This is a genomic window from Magnetospirillum molischianum DSM 120, assembly GCF_000294655.1.
GTDB classification, from domain to species: domain Bacteria; phylum Pseudomonadota; class Alphaproteobacteria; order Rhodospirillales; family Magnetospirillaceae; genus Phaeospirillum; species Phaeospirillum molischianum.
Genome location: NZ_CAHP01000001.1, coordinates 35,233 through 54,751, shown reverse-complemented (window position 1 = coordinate 54,751; position 19,519 = coordinate 35,233). Strand labels below are relative to the sequence as shown.

Genomic DNA, 19,519 nt, shown 5'->3' with positions numbered 1-19,519 from the left:
ACCCCTTGTCCGGAGAGACTGGTTTGTGGTCATGGAAGACAGGACTTCGGATATGCGCTCGACGCGGGAACGGATTGATGACAGCGCCCTGCCGCTGATCGGTATCTACGAGATCAGCAAGATTCTGGGCGCGACGCTTGATCTCGACCAGGCTCTGCGCGATGTGCTTAACGTGTTGTCGTCGTATCTCAACATGAGGCACGGCGCGGTTGTTCTGAGCGACGAACAGAATAAGCCGGTCCTGGCCGCCGTTACCGGCATGTCGCTTCAGGCGGCGCGGGCGGGAGCCCTGAAATACCCCTATGCCGCCGCCGCCCAGGTGATTTCGACCAGCATTCCGATGGTGGTGCCCGATATCGCCGACGAGCCGTTGCTGGAATCCTGCGCCGGAAACAACGAGGCGCTGGAAGACGAGCAGATCGCCTTTTATTGCGTACCGATCAAGACCACGGAAAAGACAATCGGAGCGCTATCGGTCGAGCGCGCTCAGGACGGTCAGTCCTTTGTTGTCTACGAACACGATCTGCGTTTCCTCACCATGGTCGCGACCCTGATCGCCCAAACCGTCCGCCTCCACCGCAAGGTCTTGGCCGACCGCGAAATGCTGATGGACGACGCCAAGCGTCTGCAAAAGAAGATGGCCGAGGTCGCCCAGGCCCAGCCGGTGCGCGGACTGGACGACGTGGTTGGCACCTCAGAGGCGATGGCGAACGTCTTCGCCCAAGTGCAGCAAGCCGCACCGACCAAGGCCACGATCCTGCTGCGGGGCGAATCCGGCACCGGCAAGGAATTGGTCGCCCGCGCCGTTCACGGGTTGTCGCAGCGGGCACGCAAGCCCTTCATCAAGGTCAATTGCGCCGCCTTGTCGGAAACCGTGCTGGAATCCGAATTGTTCGGCCACGAGAAAGGCGCGTTCACCGGCGCGGTCGCGGAACGGAAAGGCCGGTTCGAGCTGGCCAATGGCGGCTCGCTGTTCCTCGACGAAATCGGCGAGATTTCAGCCGGGTTCCAGGCCAAGCTGCTGCGCGTTCTTCAGGAAGGCGAGTTCGAACGGGTTGGCGGCACTCGTACCATCAAGGTCGATGTCCGCCTGATCGCCGCGACCAACCGCGACCTTGAAGCCGGCGTTGCCGATGGCAGCTTCCGCGCCGACCTGTATTACCGTCTGAACGTCGTGCCGATCTTCCTGCCGCCGCTGCGGGAGAGAACCGGCGATATCCCCCTGCTCGCCTCGTTTTTCCTGGAGCAGTTCAACCGCGAGAACGGACGCAGCCTCACCTTCTCGTGCGAGGCGCTTGATGTTCTGAAGCGCTGTTATTTCCCCGGCAATGTCCGCGAGCTGGAAAACTGCGTCTATCGCACCGCGACGATGACCAAGGGCGACCAGATCGATGAGCTGAACCTGCTCTGTCAGCACGATATCTGTCTGTCCTCGACCCTGTGGCACCACAAGCGTCCGGGAGCCGAGGGCAGCACCCCGCAGCCCCGTCCTCCCCAAGCGCCTTCATCACCGGCCCCGACGCCGGGTACCGGCCGGGTCTCGGCACCGATTCCGGTGCCGACCGGGCCGTTATCGGCCCCGCCCTGTCCCGCCGCCCCTCACGGCGATACGATGGGGGGCGAGGATTCCGATCTGTCCGAGCGCGAACGACTGGTCCAGGCAATGGAAAAATGCGGCTGGGTCCAGGCCAAGGCGGCGCGGATGCTGGGGCTAACCCCCCGTCAGATCGGCTATGCCCTGAAAAAGCACAACATCGAAGTCCGCCAGCTTTAGAGCCGCCATTGAGGCGGCGGCCAAGCGGGCGGATGCCCACGCCCGGCAAGGGACATTGATAAATGCCATCTAGAGTCAGGTGGCACAGGGGCATTGTCCTTGCCGAGAACTAAGGTCCTGTGGCTCAATGCCGCGATGGGACAGAAACTACCCCCCTTTGTCCGCGCCACGCTCGGCGCGCCTTCCGACATGGCGGCGCACTTCATGGAGTGCGGTGCGCTCAACACTAATCTGAGCCTCTCCCCCGGCGGCCGTCTGGTGATTACCGATGACCTGCTCGACGGAACCGTCGTCGATGCCGCCGCCCTGTCGATGGCGGCAATCGTCGCTCGCGATGGGCAGGTCGCCCGCGCCGCACTGATCCCGTTGGGAGTCGCAGCCAGCCGGATGACCGGAAGCGAGCGCAACAAATACGAGCGGCTGTTCGCCCTGATCGAAGACTCGGCTTTTGCACCTCAGGTGCGGGACTCGGCCGAGGCTCTGCTGCGCGCCGGATTCCGCGAGGCGCGGATTCGCGAGCTGGCGGCGGAACTGGGTGGCTCGGTCGGCCCAGCCCGCGCGCGGTATCGTGCCTTTCTCGATGTGATCCGTCAGCTGACCGAGGGGCAGATTTCCGAGGTAGCATTCCTCGACGAATTCCTCGACTTCACCCGTGAGGTCGCGGGCAAACTCGATTTCGGCATCTATGCGATGTGCATCGACCGCCTGTTCGTCAGCGAACAGATAGCGCTGTCGGTTAAGGCGGCGATGCTGCGCGAGGTGCTGACCTATCCGCCACTGATCCGCCGCGAATTGATCACAACCCTGCTCGCCTCGCCCCAAGCCGTGCCGGAATTGCGTCAACTGGCCCGAACCGAATTAACCGCTCGGCTTGACCCCCGTCAGCAAACCGAAATCCGGCTCTATACCCTGCTGAAGCGGAGCTGGCAGGCCCGCCGCCCGACGTCGGATTCCATCGCGACCTAGGATCGCGTTGTCGCATCCGCGACGGTTTGTCATCCTATGTCGCGGATACGACAGCCGACAAATTGGCAATAAACCCAGGCTTTCCGCCGTTTTCAAAACTGGCATCCTCTTTGCTTTGATAGGGCTATTCGAGCCCTGACGAGGAGGCCGCCGGTGTCTGGCAATGTCGTTCCCCTAAGCAGCATCATCCGGTCCCTGCCGGTTCCCCCGACCGGCGGCTGTGCCTCGTCGTCCTGCGGCGCTCCCTCGGATCGTGGCGATGTCCCCGAACACGTTTGGGACCGGATCAAGGACCATCCGTGTTTCAGCGAAGAGGCACACCATTATTTCGCCCGGATGCATGTCGCAGTCGCCCCCGCCTGCAACATTCAGTGTAACTACTGCAATCGAAAGTACGATTGCGCCAACGAATCCCGCCCCGGCGTCACCAGCGAACGACTAACCCCCGAACAAGCGGCGCGCAAAGTGATGGCGGTGGCAGCCAAAGTGCCGCAACTAAGCGTGCTCGGCATCGCCGGACCAGGTGATTCGATGTTTGACTGGCGGCGGACCTTCGAGACCTTCCGTCTGGTCAGTGCACAGCTGCCCGACCTGAAATTCTGCGTCTCGACCAACGGTCTGGCCTTGCCCGATCACGTTGACGAACTAGCCGAACACAATATCGACCACGTTACCATCACCATCAACGCGGTCGATCCCGAGATCGCGACCCAGATCTATCCCTGGATCTATTTCAACGGCCGCCGCCACACCGGGATCGAGGCGGCGCGGATTCTGCTGGCCCGCCAGATGGAAGGGCTGGAACGCCTGACGGCCAAGGGCGTTCTGGTCAAAGTCAATTCGGTCTTGATCCCCGGCATCAACGATCGCCATCTGGTCGAGGTTAATGCGGCGATCAAGGCGCGCGGCGCGTTCCTGCATAATGTGATGCCGCTGATTTCCGATCCGTCGCACGGCACCCGATTCGGCCTGGACGGACGACGCGGCCCGACTCCTGCCGAGGTCAAAGCGGTTCAGGACAGTTTGGGCGGCGGCGCGCATTTGATGCGCCATTGCCGCCAGTGCCGCGCCGATGCCGTTGGGATGTTGGGCGAGGATTTGTCACGCGACTTCACCCTGGACAAAATTCCCGAAGCGCCGGTGGTCGATCCCGAACCCCGGCGGGTCTATCGTGAGGTGGTGGCACGCGAACGCGCCGACCGCGCCCGCGCCGTCGCCTCGGCGGTCGCCGGTCTGGCCAAAACGGCTCCGGCGGCGGCTCCGGCCCGGCTGGTCGCGGTCTGCACCAAAGGCGGCGGACGGATCAACCAGCATTTCGGCCATGCCCGCGAATTTCACGTCTTTGAAGTCGATGCCTTGGGTGTGCGCTTTTCCGGCCTGCGCAAGGCTGATAATTATTGCCTGGGCGGAGAGGGCGACGACGAGCGGATGCCGACGATCCTGGCCGCCCTGGAGGGGATAGAGACCGTCTTCATGTCCAAAATCGGGCGCTGTCCGCGCAACGATCTCGCCAAAGCTGGAATCGAAGCGGTCGACACCCATCCGTTTGAGTATATAGAGAGCGCTGTGGCGGCTTGGTACGCCGAAAGGTTCGGCGTCCAGATCGAGGCCGCCAGTATCGCCTAAACCATAGCCAGACAAAAAAGGAGAGTGTCATGGCCCTTACGATTAATGCTGATGAGTGCACGTCCTGCGGCGCCTGCGAATTCGAGTGCCCGAACGGCGCCATCAGCCTGAAGAACGACGTCTATGTGATCAAGGCGTCGGCTTGCTCCGAATGTGACGGCGACGCGCCGAAGTGCCAGGCGGTTTGCCCGGCCGACGCCATCGTCAAGGCCTGACGACCGTCCATCTAAAAGCGCGCCGGGAAAAGGAGAACCGTCATGGTCGAGGAAGCCCCCGTTGAACTTTGGGGACCGCCTGCCTTTGAAAAAGGCGACAAGGTGGTTTCGCTTCGCGACGTCCGCAATGACGGCACCTTTCCCGGCGCCAAGATGGGCGAGGTTCTGATCCGCAAGGACGAGATCGGCTACGTCCATTCGGTCGGAACCTATCTCAACCGCTATTACATTTACGCGATCGATTTCATCGAAACCGCGCGTCTGGTGGGCATGCGTGCCGCCGAATTGAAGCTGCTCGAAAAGGCCCCGGACGCCCCGCCGTCCTAACCTCCCCTTTCCTCCTCTTCCCTGCCAAGGAACCCGTCATGAAGGTCATGCTGCGCAAGATCGGCGAGAAGTACGAAATCTACGTTCCGAAGAAGGATCTGGAGGAGAAAGTGGTCGAGATGGAAAACGGCACCCCGTGGGGCGGCAAGATCAAGCTGGCCAATGGCTGGAGCTTCGCCATGCCCGACATGCCCGCCGACACCAAGCTGCCGATCACGGTCGAAGCCCGCAAGATCGGCGACGAGGATTGACGCGGCCGCCCCGGAGCCTCGCGTCATGACCCAAACCCCCGCCGCGCTGGCCGCCGAGATCGGCACCGGCATCGCCACCGGACGGCTGATCCCCTTTCTTGGGCCGGATGTCCTTGCCCTGGAAGCCGAGCCGCCGGTACCTGTCGGTGCCCGACCTCTGGCGCATCTGCTCGGCACCCGCGTTGCGGTGCCCGGCCGGTTCCGCAACAATCTATGGCACGCCAGCCAGTATATTGAAACCAGCCGCCACCGCGTCACCCTTGACCGGCTGATGGCAGAGATTTTCCAGCCAATCCCGGCTCCCAACGCCCTGCATCTGTGGCTGGCCGGGCTGCAAGCCCTGCCGATGGTGGTCGATACCTGGTACGACGGCGCGATGCGGGCCGCTTTTGCCGCTCAAGGACGCTCGGATTGGGGGCAGGTTCAGGGGGCGTCGAAAGCACGACGACTCGACGGCGGGGTGTGGTCGCGCACCGTCGATCGGGATGGCACCATCCTTCCCGACGAGGCGGCCGCCGCCTGGACCACTCTTCTGTACAAGCCGCACGGTGCCGCCCAACCCGCCGGGGACGTCCTGGTCTCGGATTCCGATTATGTCGAGGTGCTGACCGAGATCGATATTCAGACCCCCATTCCCGACGCGGTCAAGCAACGGCGCACTGGACGGGGGTTCGTCTTTCTGGGCTGTCGCTTCTACGACCAGATTTTGCGCACCTTCGCCCGTCAGATCGCCAAACATTCCGGCGGTCCACGCTATGCCGTCGTGCCCGACGATCTAACCCGCAACGAAATCCGGTTCCTGGACGTCGAGGGCATCACGCCGCTGACTCTGTCACTGGCCGAGGCTGTCGGGATCATCACCAAGACGGAACCGTGATGACGTCCGCCGGAAGGGAGCGGCGGCCCGATCTCCCCGATTCATGCAGAGAGGGAAAAGCATGGCGAACGTGACTTTCAGCTCGCCCATCCTGGAAAAGGACGTCACCGTTTACGCGGTGGCGGGCGACACCAAGACCCTTCTGGCCTTGGCCAAGAAGAACGACATTCCCATCCCCTGCCAGTGCCAGGATGGTGAATGCGGTTCCTGCCTTATCAAAGTAACGGTTCTGGGCGACAATCCGCCCTTGGCCAGCCATCTGACCGACAAGGAAAAGCTCACCTTGTCTGTCAATGGCAAGTTGAGCAAGGCATTGCTTGAAAAGATAGAGACGAAAGACTCCCCTCCGAGTTATCGTCTTGCCTGTCAGTATATCGTTCGTGATGAAGATATCCTGGTCGAGTTCTCTGGAGAGGCTGGGGTTGAGATCGATCTGCGGCGTTAATCGCGGAAGCACGTAGATCGACGAAGGGGCGTTCCAAATCGGGGCGCCCCTTCTCATTTTGGCTATAACGGCCGGGGCGGAAGACGCCCACACCGACCCAAAACCGCCCATCCCCAATTCTTTCGGGCTGTAAATAACCTACCCATGTAATTGCCTCCACTCCCCCTCCGGGTGTTCTCGCCTCAACAGGAAGCCGTCACAGTGTCGTCCATCCCAGTCGCCCCGCGTCTACCGGGGATGGACAAGACGCCTTGTTGGAGATCAATGCAGATGGACCAGTCCAGCCGCTACGCCAATCTTTCCCTAAACGAGGAAGACCTGATCGCGGAAGGGCGGCACGTCTTGTGCGCCTATCGGATGAAGCCGAAATCGGGCTATGGGTACCTTGCCACCGCCGCCCATTTCGCCGCCGAATCCTCGACCGGAACCAACGTCGAAGTCTGTACCACCGACGATTTCACCCGTGGTGTCGATGCCCTGGTTTATGAGATCGACGAAGCGCGTGAGGTGATGAAGATCGCCTATCCGGTCGAATTGTTCGATCGCAACATCATCGACGGACGGGCGATGATCGCATCGTTCCTGACCCTGACCATCGGCAACAATCAGGGCATGTCCGACGTCGAATACGCCAAGATGCACGATTTCTACGTCCCACCCGGCTTCCTGCAATTGTTCGACGGTCCGGCTTGCAACATCGCCGACATGTGGCGGGTGTTGGGGCGGCCCCAGGTCAATGGCGGCATGGTTGTCGGCACCATCATCAAGCCAAAGCTGGGCCTGCGTCCGCAACCCTTCGCCGATGCCTGTCATCAATTCTGGCTGGGCGGCGACTTCATCAAGAACGACGAGCCGCAAGGCAATCAGGTCTTCGCTCCGCTGAAAGAAACGATCCGGCTGGTCGCCGACGCGATGAAGCGGGCTCAGGACATTACCGGGCAGGCCAAACTGTTTTCGGCCAACATCACCGCCGACGATCCCGCCGAGATGATCGCGCGCGGCCACTACATCCTGGAAACTTTCGCCGAGAACGCCAACCACGTCGCCTTCCTGGTCGATGGCTATGTCGCTGGGCCGACGGCGGTGACGACCTGCCGCCGCAACTTCCCCAGCCAGTTCCTGCATTACCACCGCGCCGGACACGGAGCAGTCACCAGCACCCAGTCGAAGCGCGGGTATTCGGTCCTGGTCCACATGAAGATGGCTCGCCTGATCGGTGCCAGCGGCATTCACACAGGGACGATGGGCTATGGCAAGATGGAAGGCGAAGCCGGAGAAAAGTCAGTCGCCTACATGCTTGAGCGCGAGGTGGCCGACGGTCCATTCTACCGTCAGTTCTGGTACGGCATGAAGGCCTGCACTCCGATCATTTCCGGGGGCATGAACGCACTTCGCCTGCCGGGGTTCTTCTCCAATCTGGGCCACTCGAACGTCATCCAGACCTCGGGCGGCGGCGCGTTCGGGCACAAAGCCGGAGCAATCGCGGGCGCATTGTCGCTTCGTCAGGCGCATCAGGCGTGGTCCGAAGGGGTCGATCTGGTCGAATACGCCAAGGCCCATCCCGAGTTGAAAGGGGCATTCGAATCCTTCCCCGACGATGCCGACCGGCTATATCCCGGCTGGCGCACCCGGCTGGGGATCGACTGACCCATTCCGTTTCGAGAGACGTAGAGCATGTCCAGACAGCATCCGATCATTGCCGTCACCGGGTCTTCCGGTGCCGGCACCAGCACCGTCAAGGAATCCTTCGAGCACATGTTCCGGCGCGAAGGAATCAGACCCGCGATCGTCGAGGGCGACAGCTTTCATCGCTATAACCGCGCCGACATGAAGCGGGCGATGATCGAGGCAGAGAAAAGCAACCACCGCACTTTCAGCCATTTCGGCCCGGAAGCAAATTTGTTCGCCGAGATGGAACAATTATTCGCCACCTATGGCAAAACTGGCGGCGGGCGGCGGCGGCTGTATATCCATAACGAGGAAGAAGCGATCCCCTTCGCCGACCAGGGGATCGGTCCCGGCCAGTTCACCTCGTGGGACGATATCCCCCCGGAAACCGACTGTCTGTTCTACGAGGGACTGCACGGCTGCATCGTCACCCAGGACAGCGACTGTGCCCGCCATGTCGATCTGAAGATCGGAGTGGTGCCGGTGATCAATCTGGAATGGATTCAGAAGATTCACCGCGACACCCGCCATCGCGGCTATTCCGAGGAAGCGGTCACCGAAACGATCCTGCGGCGGATGCACGATTACATCCATTATATCCTGCCGCAGTTCAAGCTGACCGACATCAACTTCCAGCGCGTGCCGGTGGTCGATACCTCGAACCCGTTCATCGCCCGCGACATCCCGACCGCCGACGAAAGCCTGGTGGTGATCCGGTTCCGCAAACCGGATCGCTTCCAGATCGACTTCCCCTACCTCCTCCAAATGCTGAAGGATTCGTGGATGAGCCGCCGCAACACCATCGTCGTCCCCGGCGGCAAGATGGGATTGGCGATGGAACTGGTGCTGACTCCGATCCTGCGACGGATCAATGAAGAGCGGCAAGAAGCACGGCGCTCGCAAACGTCTTGATTTCATGGGCTCCCGTGCTTGACCCATCCAGGCCCCGTGGTTAGGGTTGCGGCCGTCTGATCCGTCCCCCCCTTTGCCACGGCGGTTACCCATGGCCAGCACCGGCACCCAAGCGCCCAGTTTCCAAAGCCTGATCCTGACCCTGCAAGCCTTTTGGGCCGAACGGGGCTGCGTGATCCTCCAGCCCTATGACATGGAGGTGGGGGCGGGAACCTTCCACCCCGCCACCACGCTGCGGGCGTTGGGGCCGGACCGGTGGAAGTGCGCCTATGTCCAGCCGTCACGTCGGCCCAAGGACGGGCGTTATGGCGAGAATCCCAACCGCCTCCAGCACTATTACCAGTTCCAGGTTCTGCTGAAACCCAGTCCCGAAGACCCGCAGGCGCTGTATCTCGACAGCCTGCGGGCGCTGGGGATCGACCCGATGGCCCACGACATCCGCTTTGTCGAAGACGATTGGGAAAGCCCGACCCTGGGAGCCTGGGGGCTGGGCTGGGAAGTCTGGTGCGATGGAATGGAGGTGACCCAGTTCACCTATTTCCAGCAGGTCGGCGGCATCGAATGCGATCCGGTCGCGGTCGAGATGACCTATGGTCTGGAGCGTCTGGCGATGTACATCCAGGGGGTCGAGAACGTCTACGACCTTCGCTACAACGACGATGGCGTCAAATACGGCGAAATCTTCCTCCAGGCGGAGCAGGAATATTCCGCTCACAATTTCGAACACGCCGATACCGAGATGCTGTTACGCCATTTCGAGGACGCGGAAACGGAATGCCGGAACCTGCTCGCCAAGGGTGTTGCCCTGCCCGCCTATGACCAGTGCATCAAAGCCAGCCACCGCTTCAACCTGCTCGACGCGCGGGGCGTGATCTCGGTGGCGGAACGTCAGGCGTATATCGGCCGGGTGCGTGCCCTGGCCAAGGCATGTTGCGAAGGCTGGCTCGCCAGCCGCAAGGAGGCGTGAGGATCATGGCCGAATTTCTGCTGGAAATCCTGTCCGAAGAGATCCCCGCCCGGATGCAGGCCCGTGCCGCCGACGATCTGCGGCGGTTGGTTGCCGACGGTCTGTCGGCCGGAGGAATTACGTTCGAGTCCGCCCGCGCCCTGGTCTCGCCGCGCCGTCTGGTTCTGGCGATCGACGGGCTGCCGCAGGCCGGTCCCGATTTGTCCGAGGAAAAGCGCGGCCCCCGTGTCGGCGCTCCGGCTCAGGCGATGGACGGCTTCCTGAAATCGACCGGCCTGACCGTCGAGCAGCTTGAACAGCGCGACACCGGCAAGGGCGTGTTCTGGTTCGCGGTGATCGAACGCAAGGGCCGCAAAACCGCCGATCTGTTGAAAGAGGTGGTCGAGGCGACGATGGCCGCCTTCCCCTGGCCGAAATCGCAGCGTTGGGGCACTCATTCGGTTCGCTGGGTCCGCCCGGTCCAGTCGATTCTGGCCCTGTTCGACGGCGAGATCGTGCCGGTCGCGTTCGGCCCGATCCACGCTGGCAACGTCAGCCGCGGCCATCGCTTCCTTGCACCCGAGACCTTCGCGGTCAAATCGTTCGCCGATTATGCCGAGCGGCTGCGCGCGGCAAAGGTGATCCTCGACCCGGCCGAACGGCGCGAGGCCATTTTGTCTGGCGCACTAGCACTGGCCCAAGCCGAGGGACTGACGCTGAAGGCCGATGACGGTCTGCTGGCCGAGGTCACCGGGCTGGTCGAATGGCCGGTACCGCTGATCGGCAGTATTGACGATGCCTTCATGGATGTCCCCGCCGAGGTGCTGATTACCTCGATGCGGGCGCACCAGAAATATTTCAGCCTGCTGAAGGCGGATGGAAGCCTTGCCCCCCGCTTCGTCGTGGTGTCGAACATGCAGGCCACCGATGGCGGCGCGGCAATCGTCTCGGGCAATCAGAGGGTTCTGCGGGCACGTCTTTCCGACGCCAAGTTCTTCTGGGATACCGACCGTCGTCACCGTCTCGATTCGCGTCTGCCCAAGCTGGCGGAACGGACCTTCTATGCCGGTCTCGGCTCGATGTATGACAAGGCTCATCGCATCGACTTGCTGGCGGGCAAGATAGCCCCCCGTATCGGTGCCGACGTCACCCAAGCTAAACGCGCAGGTCGGCTTGCCAAGGCCGATCTGTCGTCGGAAATGGTCGGCGAATTCCCCGAACTTCAGGGGGTGATGGGGCGCTATTACGCCCGCAATGACGGCGAAGCGGCCGAGGTCGCCGAGTCGATCGCCGCCCATTATTCGCCGGTGGGGCCGTCGGATTCCTGCCCGACCGCACCGATCGCGATCGCGGTAGCGCTGGCCGACAAGATTGACACGCTGGTCGGCTTCTTTGCCATCAATGAAAAGCCGACCGGTTCAAAAGACCCGTTCGCGCTCCGCCGCGCCGCGCTCGGCGTGATCCGCCTGATTATCGAGAATGAACTTCGGGTAAAATTGGGCGATTTGCTCAAAGAATCATGGAAGTCATACACTTCTCATTTTGCGGGAGAATGCGTTCTTTTCAATAAAAAAGGGTCTTCTGCCTTGCGTGTTGGTATTGATGACGTGAATTACGACACCGATTACATTGTAATAAGCGGCGGAGAAATTTGCTCTGAAGAAGAAGTTCACGAGCATGTCATTCTCTCCCAATACATAAATATTCCATCTGGAGAGAAAACAGCGAATGAACTCCTTTCCTTCTTTGCCGACCGTCTGGCGGTAGCGTGGAAGGAACAAGGCATCCGCCACGATCTGATCAACGCGGTGTTCGCGTTGGGTGGTCAGGACGATCTGGTTCTGCTGCGCAAACGGGTCGAGGCGTTGACGGCCTTCGTCTCCTCCGATGACGGAGCCAACCTCCTGGTGGCCTATCGCCGCGCCGCCAACATCGTCCGCATTGAAGAAAAGAAGGACGGAACCAGCTTCGCCGGTCCGGTCGATCCCGCGTGTCTGTCCCAGGCCGAAGAACAGGCTCTGGCGGCGGCGCTGAGCAAGGTCGGGCCAACGGTCGAGGCGGCGTTGCTGGCCGAGGATTTCGCCGCCGCAATGGCCGCGCTCGCCACCTTGCGTCGCCCGCTCGACGCCTTTTTTGAACAGGTGACGGTCAATGCCGACCAGCCCGACCTGCGCGCCGCCCGGCTTGGCCTGTTGGCGGCGATTGGGACGGCGATGGGCCACGTCGCCGACTTTAGCCGGATCGAGGGATAAGAAGGGAGCCGTCCGCCATCTTTGCGTAACACTCCTGACTGGTCATTCGTTCGACGAAAGAGCATGATCGGGACGCAAAGTTCCGTCCGGAGCGGGCGTGGACGTAATTTTCGTTCAGAACTGAAGGGCGCGAGATCGACCATGACGAAATGGGTCTATAGCTTTGGCGGTGGCAGGGCTGAGGGACGAGCGGATATGAAGAATCTGCTCGGTGGTAAGGGAGCCAATCTCGCCGAGATGAGCAATCTCGGTATCCCGGTCCCGCCCGGATTCACGATCAGCACCGAGGTCTGCACCTATTATTACGATAATGGCGAGATCTACCCCGACACGCTGAAAGACGAGGTCATCGCCGCCCTCGCCAAGGTCGAAGAGACCCTGGGGCGGACCTTCGGCTCAATCGATGATCCTCTGTTGGTCTCGGTTCGCTCGGGCGCGCGCGCCTCGATGCCGGGCATGATGGATACCATCCTGAACCTTGGCCTCAACGACCTGTCGGTCGAAGGTCTGGCCAAACGTTCAAACGACCCACGCTTCGCTTATGACAGCTATCGCCGCTTTATCCAGATGTACTCGAACGTGGTGCTGGGCATCGAGCACCATAATTTCGAGGAAATCCTGGAAGAGGCCAAGGACGACAAGGGCGTTCATCTCGATACCGACCTCGCCGCCGATGACTGGAAAAAGGTCATCGCCCGCTATAAGGACAAAGTGAAGGAAGTCCTGGGCCATCCTTTCCCCCAGGACGTTCACGAACAGCTTTGGGGCGCTATCGGCGCGGTGTTCGGGTCGTGGATGAATCAACGCGCCATCACCTATCGCCGCTTGCACGACATCCCCGGAAGCTGGGGAACCGCCGTCAACGTCCAGGCGATGGTGTTCGGCAACATGGGCGACGATTGCTCGACCGGCGTCTGCTTCACCCGTAATCCCTCGACCGGCGACCACGAATTTTATGGCGAGTTCCTCGTCAACGCCCAGGGCGAGGATGTCGTCGCCGGCATCCGCACCCCGCAGCAGATCACCATCGAAGGCAAGCAGGCGCAGAACTCGAACCTTCCGGCGATGGAAGAATGCCAGCCGGAAGTGTTCAAGGAGCTGAACGCGATCCGCCACAAGCTCGAAGCCCATTACCGTGACATGCAGGACATGGAATTCACGGTGCAGCAGGGGCGGCTGTGGATGCTCCAGACCCGTACCGGCAAACGCACCACCAAGGCGGCGCTGAAAATCGCCGTCGATATGGCGCGTGAAGGACTGATCACCCGCAAGGAAGCAATCCGTCGGATCGATCCCGTTTCGCTCGATCAGTTGTTGCATCCGACTCTCGACCCCAAAGCGGCGCGTACTGTGTTGGCGCGCGGGCTTCCGGCCTCGCCCGGCGCAGCATCGGGCCGGGTGGTGTTCTCGGCCGAGGATGCCGAAAACTGGGTCAATGTCCGCAAGGAAAAGGTCATTCTGGTCCGGGTCGAGACCAGCCCCGAAGATATCGGCGGCATGCACGTCTCCGAAGGCATCCTGACGACTCGCGGCGGCATGACCAGCCACGCCGCCGTTGTCGCACGCGGCATGGGAACGCCCTGCGTCGCCGGTGCCGGTGAGATCCGGGTCGATCACGCTGCCCGCCAGATGAAGGTGGCCGGACAGATCCTGTCCGAGGGCGATGTGATTACCCTCGACGGCTCAACCGGCGAAGTGTTCCTGGGCGCGGTGCCCACGATCCAGCCCGAAATGACCGGCGATTTCGCCACCCTAATGGAATGGGTTGACACCATTCGGACGCTGAAGATCCGTGCCAATGCGGAAACGCCGCAGGACGCCGCCACCGCCCGCAAGTTCGGGGCCGAGGGTATCGGCCTGTGCCGGACCGAGCACATGTTCTTCGATCCGCGCCGCATCATCGCGATGCGCGAAATGATCCTGGCCGAAACCGAAGAGGGCCGCCGCTCCGCTCTTTCCAAGCTGCTGCCCTATCAGCGCCAGGATTTCATTGAGCTGTTCGAAATCATGCGTGGGCTGCCGGTGACCATCCGCCTGCTCGATCCGCCGCTGCATGAGTTCCTGCCTCATACCGAAGCGGAAATCGCCGAAGTCGCCAAGGAAGCCGGGGTCGATCCCGCCTTGATCCGCGCCCGCAATATCGCCCTGCACGAATCCAATCCGATGCTGGGCCATCGCGGCTGCCGTCTCGGCATCACCTATCCCGAAATCTACGAGATGCAGGCCCGTGCGATCTTCGAAGCCGCGGTCCATGTCTCGCGTGAGACCGGACGTAGCGTCGTGCCAGAGGTGATGATCCCGCTGGTCGGAGCCCGCAAGGAACTCGACCTACTGAAGGCCGCCATCGACAAGGAAGCCCAGGCGGTGTTCTCCGAGCAGAATTACGCGGTGAAATATCTGGTCGGCACCATGATCGAACTGCCCCGCGCCGCATTGATGGCGGGCGAGATCGCGGAAACCGCCGCTTTCTTCTCGTTCGGCACCAACGACTTGACCCAGACCACCTTTGGGATGAGCCGCGACGATTCCGGCCCGTTCCTGGAAGTCTATCGGGCGCGGGGCATTTATGAACGCGACCCCTTCGCCAGCCTGGATCAAGCCGGCGTCGGCGAGTTGATCCGTATCGCCGCCGAACGTGGCCGCGTCACCCGGCCGGGTCTCAAGCTTGGTATTTGCGGCGAACATGGCGGCGATCCCGCCTCGATCTCGTTCTGCCAGAGCGCCGGACTGGATTACGTGTCGTGCTCGCCCTATCGCGTGCCGATTGCTCGCCTCGCAGCGGCTCAGGCCGCCCTGGGCGAAGGCACGTCTTCCGGCACGGCATAGTCGTTATTNCCCCCTCTTCCCAGCGGAGAGGGGGGATACACCACGGTACAGGGGCCTGCCCCGTTCTCGTTTACCTCGCGCTATCAAAGTCTCGTCCAGGAGCCTCTGGCTCCTGGCGGGTGCGCGCGAAAAACCTATCCTCCTATCGGCTGAGGATATCGGCGACTTCAAGAATCTGTTTGTCGGCACGCATCAGGAAGAAACCTTGCGTGGCGATGTCGGATGGCACGACATAAGAACCAGGGGTGCCGTTCGTGATGAACGTCTTGTACATCGTCGCACCATCTCGCAACGATGACAGCATATTGTTCCAGTGACGCTGCGCGCCCTTTGACGCGATAATGTCCTTATAGTCCTCACCGACCCCCTTCAGGATCGTGTAATAAGCGTACATCCGGCCTTTGGTCGCGAAGAATGTCCGCGACGGCCGACTGTCAAAGATTGATCCACCGGGGATGTACTCGGTGATATGGCGCTTCACTTCGCCGCCGGAATGTTCCGAGGCGGCGCGGCCCGGAGGTTCGACCAAGGCCTCGACAGCGGCCGACTGGCTGCCCAGGTCGCGGCTGATCTTTACCAGGAAGTCGGCAAGGCTGCTGTGAATCTTATCGTACTTTGCTTCGCCATGTGCCAGCCGGTGATTGTATTCGACCAGGCTTTCGATCCCCTCGTTGTATATCGCCACACTACTGGGCAGGATGTACTCGGTTGGGTCTTCGCTGAATTTACCTTTGGCCGAGATCAAGTCACGATCCGCTTCACCAGACCCTCTCTCACGCCCCAGGAAGTCGGACATTTCATTGGCCCAACGGGCAACGGCGTACTGAATCCCGGTCTGATAGGCCTTCATATTGCTGCTATGGGCCATCGGATAAATCCAGGGCTTGTTGGGAGCCCACCCGGTTTCATTGATCTCCAGATTCATAAGGGTCGCAGCCATGGTAACGGCGGCACTCCCACCTTCAACAACGAACTTCGGATTCGGCTTCAGATTGGGATCGTCATCAATTCGATAACTAAAGAAAATAAGAAAAAAGAACGCCACCAGAACGGCAAGAGCGATCTTTGCTTTATCGCTTGCCACTATAAACCAAAAGACCGAACTCATTTTTCCGTTACTAAAGGTGGTATCCATTTTTCTCTCCGTGGCGGTCGGATCGCATGGCAAACAGTCTGATCCGTGACGTCAGGGGGGAAGCCAGGGTCGGATCGATGAAACGCAAGGCTGGGGTTAACCAGACGGCGATACGCAGTAGATAGTTAAGATTCATTCCAGAATAACCTAGGCAAAAGCCTAGGGCGGTAGGCCATAAGACTGATATTCGGGGAAAAGCCTGCCACAAAGGCACGGCACAGATCCCCTATTTGGCGCTAACCTCAACATGGCATATTGCCCCGAGTCGAGGGCTGTTGGGTATGAAATTGCTGAAGGTCAGCAACGCAAACCACAAACGCTATGTGCATACAGCACGAGCGGAATGCCAATGCACGTTGGTTCATTGTAAAACCTGCCCCGGAAGGGCTGCGGCTTTGGGCAAAATCCTAGGGCCGATTCCATATTGAATGAAAAAGGCTCTAGGCGAGGATTAAGCCTAAAAATCGTAAGATATCAGGATTTGACCACAGGTGGGCTGGCCGGGGCAATCGGAGTCACTGGAGCGACCACTGCTTGAAGCGCGGAATCGTCTCCCCGCCCCTCCTGGTCATGGTGAGATCCGTGGGTCTTCAGCCCCCATTCCCACAAGGCCGAAGTCGGCAACGGCAACACCAGGAACCAATGCTCCAATACGCCGACGACCAAAAGCGTAGACAGGAAGGTATAAGCGGCCAGATCGAAGCTGCCGGCTTCGGCCTCCGCCGCCAAACCGATCACCCAAGCGGCGGCAACCGTGGTGACGGTGACCGACAACGGAAACAACAGGTTCATCGGTCGGCGCGTCAGGAAGCTGCGTAGAAAGCTCAGATGGTCGGGCAGAAAGTCTTCACTGAGATTCGGCACACCGAGAAAGACGTTAAGCTTCGCACTCTGGTGCATGCTCCACAGGATCACGAAGCACCAGAAAGCGAGTTGATTGGGGGAATCGTAGGTCAGCCACCACATCACCGCCCCGGTCAGGAGGATCTTAATCTCATGGTACAGCGTAACCTGGATCCCATGGCCCAGATGCGCCCACCCCCGACACCCTTCGGGGCAGGCATGCCGACGCGGCCCGGTGACATAGCCGAGATAAAAGCTGATTTCCTGCCATGCCCAGGCAAAAAAGGCGAAGGTGAAAGCGGCATAGGCGCCGGAAACGCTGGCATCGCCAGCCGTCGAGGCCAATCCCAGCATCGACGCCGCGAAAACCGCCGTTGCCACCACCATCGTCTTGCGGAAGGTGATTGAGGGCAGACCGTCAAGAAACAGAACGGCACCGGTTCCGAACCACCACAGGAACAAGGCATAAACAGCGGGAAGGACATAATCGAGCACGTCCCGCTACTCCTGGGGCCGGTAGTCTCGGGTGAAGTGGGGCAAATCCGGGCCCACCCGGCTCATCATGACGCCGGTTTTCCGACGGTCAGCAACCGGGAAAAGGCTTCGGCGTTTGTCGGGCCATAGGCTTTAAGCTCGATCCGAGCCTTCGTGGTCAGATCGTCCAAAGTCACACGACCGTCATTCCAGGCGGTCAGACGGAACGGCGCATCCGCACCGCGCTCCAGCCCGCGATGTTCGCGTGCCAAGGCCCGCATTGCTCCACGGACGAAACCATAGGTGCCAGGGGACAGGACGTCGATCGGCGCCCGGCTGCCAGCTTCAAGAACAAGAACACCACCATCGGCCTGATCGACAAAGATCACATCGCGGCTATCGATGGCAACGGCATCGGCCGGGGCAACGCCCAGCTTATAGCCGCTTACCTTGGCCACCCCAACCAAGGTAATGACCAGAGCCAGCATCACGCCAGCCCCGATCAACAAAGGACGAGGAATGGGCTTATCGCCGAACGGACCGCTCATGACATCTCCCGAATCAGACTTCGGCGTCTTCGCGCGCAACCGAACCGGCAGCGGCGGCATGGGCAGGGTCGGCCTCAGTCAAGGCAGACCCAAGGATACGGGCGATCGCAACCGCACCAGGAACGGCGCGCAGCATCGGCTCGACCTTGCTGAACCGCCAGGGACGAGCATGCGGCCAAAGTACGAGATAGGCCAAGTGCTGATCCCCGTTCAATGAGAGGGAGATATCTCCAGTCCCATCGGAATAGGTTTTAAGATCGGCGGACTCGATCATCCCGAACGGCAGGTTGACCGAAAGCGGCAAAGCGACGCCGTGTGAAATAACCACCCGCCGGTTGGTGATGGAATAGGTCGTTGCCCTGGCGCTGGACCAGCCGATCAAGACCAGAACCCAAGCCGCGGCCAAACCGGCCACAACCATCAGACCGCCAGCGAATGCAGCATCAAGGGCTCCGCCCCCGTCAGCAATCGCGGCAATCGCGCGCCAAACAGCCAGAAGACCAAAGTAGACAGCCAACCAACCGAACCGAAAGGCGCGGGAAGTCAGCTGCCACCAGGAAGGGGAGCCCTGCCAAAGCAGGCGCTCCCCCTGAGGAAGAGGCCCGGGCAAGCCCGGGACCATTTCAAAATGATGGTCGTGATCGCTCACAGCCAGGATTCCGACCGATCAGCCGTAGCAAGCAGATAGCCACCGCCGAAATAGGCGCTGACGCGGTCTTCTTCGAGCAGGGTGATGCGATCAGGGTTCGACAGAGCCGGAGCAGCACCGAACTGAGCGGCCGGAACCGAACCGGTGGTGACCTTCTTGTCGTCGCCGTGGACCTTAACCAGCGGAGCCGGGATCAGGACGGTACGAGCAGAAGCGGTCTCGCTGGTGCGGGCGGCGACTTCGTAGTAGCGAATCAGCAGATCGCCACGATCGACCCAAACGTCGGAGACGGTGCCGGCAACCTTGCCGTCGGCGCCGATAACCTTGAAACCACGCGGATCGGGATCGTCAGACGCAACCGAAAGATCGGTAGCGACACGCAACGGGACGAGACGGTTGTGACCTTCGGCATCGATATCCGGAGTATCAGCACGTTCGGCCCACGCGGCCGGGCCGATGCCGGACAGCAGAGCATTGCCGGTCGGAATCAGCGGAGCGCCATCGAACTTGTAAGCCGGAACCGCGCCGGTCACCGGAACCAGAGCCTCGGCCCGCGGAGCGGTACGGGTGGACCCGTCACGCAGCACGAAGGTCTTCGGCTCGGGCAGCGGCGGGAAGCCGATCAGACGCTCGGGGTTCGGCCCATCCGTCACCAGCGGATAGCCCTCGCGCTTGTCTTCCGAGCGGAGATAGTAGACCAGTACGGCGAAGAACGCCCAGAACGCATACAGCGTAAGCTGAGCCGCGTCTACGTAAGGAGTGAAAGCGCCGATGTCCATGGTATG

18 protein-coding genes are annotated in these 19,519 nt (G+C 61.1%); 13 read left to right on the top strand and 5 right to left on the bottom strand.

Going from position 1 to position 19,519, the window contains the following annotated elements; translation table 11 throughout:
• Positions 1-52 precede the first annotated feature (52 nt).
• From nifA to ppdK, 13 genes are all read left to right on the top strand, one after another.
• Positions 53-1,774: a nif-specific transcriptional activator NifA gene (gene nifA / locus PHAMO_RS00240; RefSeq protein WP_002725219.1), complete on the top strand. Its 1,722-nt coding sequence runs from the start codon at positions 53-55 to the stop codon at positions 1,772-1,774.
• 99 nt (positions 1,775-1,873) lie between these two features.
• A complete protein-coding gene (locus PHAMO_RS00235; protein ID WP_235720757.1) occupies positions 1,874-2,740 on the top strand; it encodes a hypothetical protein in 867 nt (288 codons plus the stop codon).
• Positions 2,741-2,893: 153 nt separating this feature from the next.
• Positions 2,894-4,366: a nitrogenase cofactor biosynthesis protein NifB gene (gene nifB / locus PHAMO_RS00230; RefSeq protein WP_002725216.1), complete on the top strand. Its 1,473-nt coding sequence runs from the start codon at positions 2,894-2,896 to the stop codon at positions 4,364-4,366.
• Complete coding sequence (locus tag PHAMO_RS00225; RefSeq protein WP_268869791.1) at positions 4,315-4,581, top strand: DUF362 domain-containing protein; 267 nt, start codon at positions 4,315-4,317, stop codon at positions 4,579-4,581. Before nifB ends, PHAMO_RS00225 begins: the two co-directional genes overlap by 52 nt.
• 42 nt (positions 4,582-4,623) lie before the next feature.
• Complete coding sequence (locus PHAMO_RS00220; protein ID WP_002725213.1) at positions 4,624-4,908, top strand: nitrogen fixation protein NifZ; 285 nt, start codon at positions 4,624-4,626, stop codon at positions 4,906-4,908.
• 38 nt (positions 4,909-4,946) lie between these two features.
• Positions 4,947-5,159: a putative nitrogen fixation protein NifT gene (nifT, locus tag PHAMO_RS00215; protein ID WP_002725211.1), complete on the top strand. Its 213-nt coding sequence runs from the start codon at positions 4,947-4,949 to the stop codon at positions 5,157-5,159.
• Positions 5,160-5,184: 25 nt separating this feature from the next.
• Positions 5,185-6,036, top strand: a complete 852-nt coding sequence (locus tag PHAMO_RS00210) for an SIR2 family NAD-dependent protein deacylase (RefSeq protein ID WP_002725209.1) — start codon at positions 5,185-5,187, stop codon at positions 6,034-6,036.
• A 61-nt stretch (positions 6,037-6,097) separates the two neighbouring features.
• Positions 6,098-6,481 carry a 2Fe-2S iron-sulfur cluster-binding protein gene (locus tag PHAMO_RS00205; RefSeq protein ID WP_002725207.1) on the top strand — a complete coding sequence of 128 codons (384 nt, stop codon included), beginning with the start codon at positions 6,098-6,100 and terminating at the stop codon, positions 6,479-6,481.
• A gap of 270 nt (positions 6,482-6,751) precedes the next feature.
• Entirely contained in the window at positions 6,752-8,128 is a 1,377-nt protein-coding gene (locus PHAMO_RS00200) for a ribulose-bisphosphate carboxylase (protein ID WP_002725205.1), read from the top strand.
• Between the two features lie 27 nt (positions 8,129-8,155).
• On the top strand, positions 8,156-9,061 hold the full coding sequence (locus PHAMO_RS00195) for a phosphoribulokinase (RefSeq protein WP_002725204.1): 906 nt from the start codon (positions 8,156-8,158) through the stop codon (positions 9,059-9,061).
• Between the two features lie 91 nt (positions 9,062-9,152).
• Positions 9,153-10,028, top strand: a complete 876-nt coding sequence (locus tag PHAMO_RS00190) for a glycine--tRNA ligase subunit alpha (protein WP_002725202.1) — start codon at positions 9,153-9,155, stop codon at positions 10,026-10,028.
• 5 nt (positions 10,029-10,033) lie between these two features.
• The gene (gene glyS / locus PHAMO_RS00185; RefSeq protein WP_040565986.1) at positions 10,034-12,259 is read left to right on the top strand and encodes a glycine--tRNA ligase subunit beta; all 2,226 of its coding nucleotides are present in this window, start codon (positions 10,034-10,036) and stop codon (positions 12,257-12,259) included.
• 141 nt (positions 12,260-12,400) lie between these two features.
• Positions 12,401-15,085: a pyruvate, phosphate dikinase gene (ppdK, locus tag PHAMO_RS00180; protein ID WP_040565985.1), complete on the top strand. Its 2,685-nt coding sequence runs from the start codon at positions 12,401-12,403 to the stop codon at positions 15,083-15,085.
• 142 nt (positions 15,086-15,227) lie between these two features.
• Here the strand turns inward: ppdK and PHAMO_RS00175 are convergent, their stop codons facing one another.
• The 5 genes from PHAMO_RS00175 to puhA form a co-directional block, all read right to left on the bottom strand.
• Positions 15,228-16,220 (bottom strand): DUF2333 family protein, encoded by a 993-nt coding sequence (locus tag PHAMO_RS00175; protein WP_002725197.1) that lies wholly within the window; start codon positions 16,218-16,220, stop codon positions 15,228-15,230.
• A 474-nt stretch (positions 16,221-16,694) separates the two neighbouring features.
• Complete coding sequence (gene puhE / locus PHAMO_RS00170; protein WP_002725193.1) at positions 16,695-17,558, bottom strand: putative photosynthetic complex assembly protein PuhE; 864 nt, start codon at positions 17,556-17,558, stop codon at positions 16,695-16,697.
• Positions 17,559-17,623: 65 nt separating this feature from the next.
• Complete coding sequence (gene puhC / locus PHAMO_RS00165) at positions 17,624-18,085, bottom strand: photosynthetic complex assembly protein PuhC (protein ID WP_002725191.1); 462 nt, start codon at positions 18,083-18,085, stop codon at positions 17,624-17,626.
• Between the two features lie 13 nt (positions 18,086-18,098).
• Positions 18,099-18,734, bottom strand: a complete 636-nt coding sequence (puhB, locus tag PHAMO_RS00160; RefSeq protein WP_002725189.1) for a photosynthetic complex putative assembly protein PuhB — start codon at positions 18,732-18,734, stop codon at positions 18,099-18,101.
• Positions 18,731-19,513, bottom strand: coding sequence for a photosynthetic reaction center subunit H (gene puhA / locus PHAMO_RS00155; RefSeq protein ID WP_002725188.1), 783 nt, complete (start codon positions 19,511-19,513; stop codon positions 18,731-18,733). Before puhA ends, puhB begins: the two co-directional genes overlap by 4 nt.
• Between the last annotated feature and the right edge of the window lie 6 nt (positions 19,514-19,519).

Coding starts and splice junctions, on each gene's coding strand:
- PHAMO_RS00210 (WP_002725209.1), top strand. CDS start 5,185: ATGACCCAAACCCCCGCCGCGCTGGCCGCCGAGATCGGCACCGGCATC.
- PHAMO_RS00175 (WP_002725197.1), bottom strand. CDS start 16,220: ATGGATACCACCTTTAGTAACGGAAAAATGAGTTCGGTCTTTTGGTTT.
- ppdK (WP_040565985.1), top strand. CDS start 12,401: ATGACGAAATGGGTCTATAGCTTTGGCGGTGGCAGGGCTGAGGGACGA.
- PHAMO_RS00195 (WP_002725204.1), top strand. CDS start 8,156: ATGTCCAGACAGCATCCGATCATTGCCGTCACCGGGTCTTCCGGTGCC.
- nifA (WP_002725219.1), top strand. CDS start 53: ATGCGCTCGACGCGGGAACGGATTGATGACAGCGCCCTGCCGCTGATC.
- PHAMO_RS00220 (WP_002725213.1), top strand. CDS start 4,624: ATGGTCGAGGAAGCCCCCGTTGAACTTTGGGGACCGCCTGCCTTTGAA.
- PHAMO_RS00190 (WP_002725202.1), top strand. CDS start 9,153: ATGGCCAGCACCGGCACCCAAGCGCCCAGTTTCCAAAGCCTGATCCTG.
- puhC (WP_002725191.1), bottom strand. CDS start 18,085: ATGAGCGGTCCGTTCGGCGATAAGCCCATTCCTCGTCCTTTGTTGATC.
- nifT (WP_002725211.1), top strand. CDS start 4,947: ATGAAGGTCATGCTGCGCAAGATCGGCGAGAAGTACGAAATCTACGTT.
- glyS (WP_040565986.1), top strand. CDS start 10,034: ATGGCCGAATTTCTGCTGGAAATCCTGTCCGAAGAGATCCCCGCCCGG.
- puhA (WP_002725188.1), bottom strand. CDS start 19,513: ATGGACATCGGCGCTTTCACTCCTTACGTAGACGCGGCTCAGCTTACG.
- PHAMO_RS00205 (WP_002725207.1), top strand. CDS start 6,098: ATGGCGAACGTGACTTTCAGCTCGCCCATCCTGGAAAAGGACGTCACC.
- PHAMO_RS00200 (WP_002725205.1), top strand. CDS start 6,752: ATGGACCAGTCCAGCCGCTACGCCAATCTTTCCCTAAACGAGGAAGAC.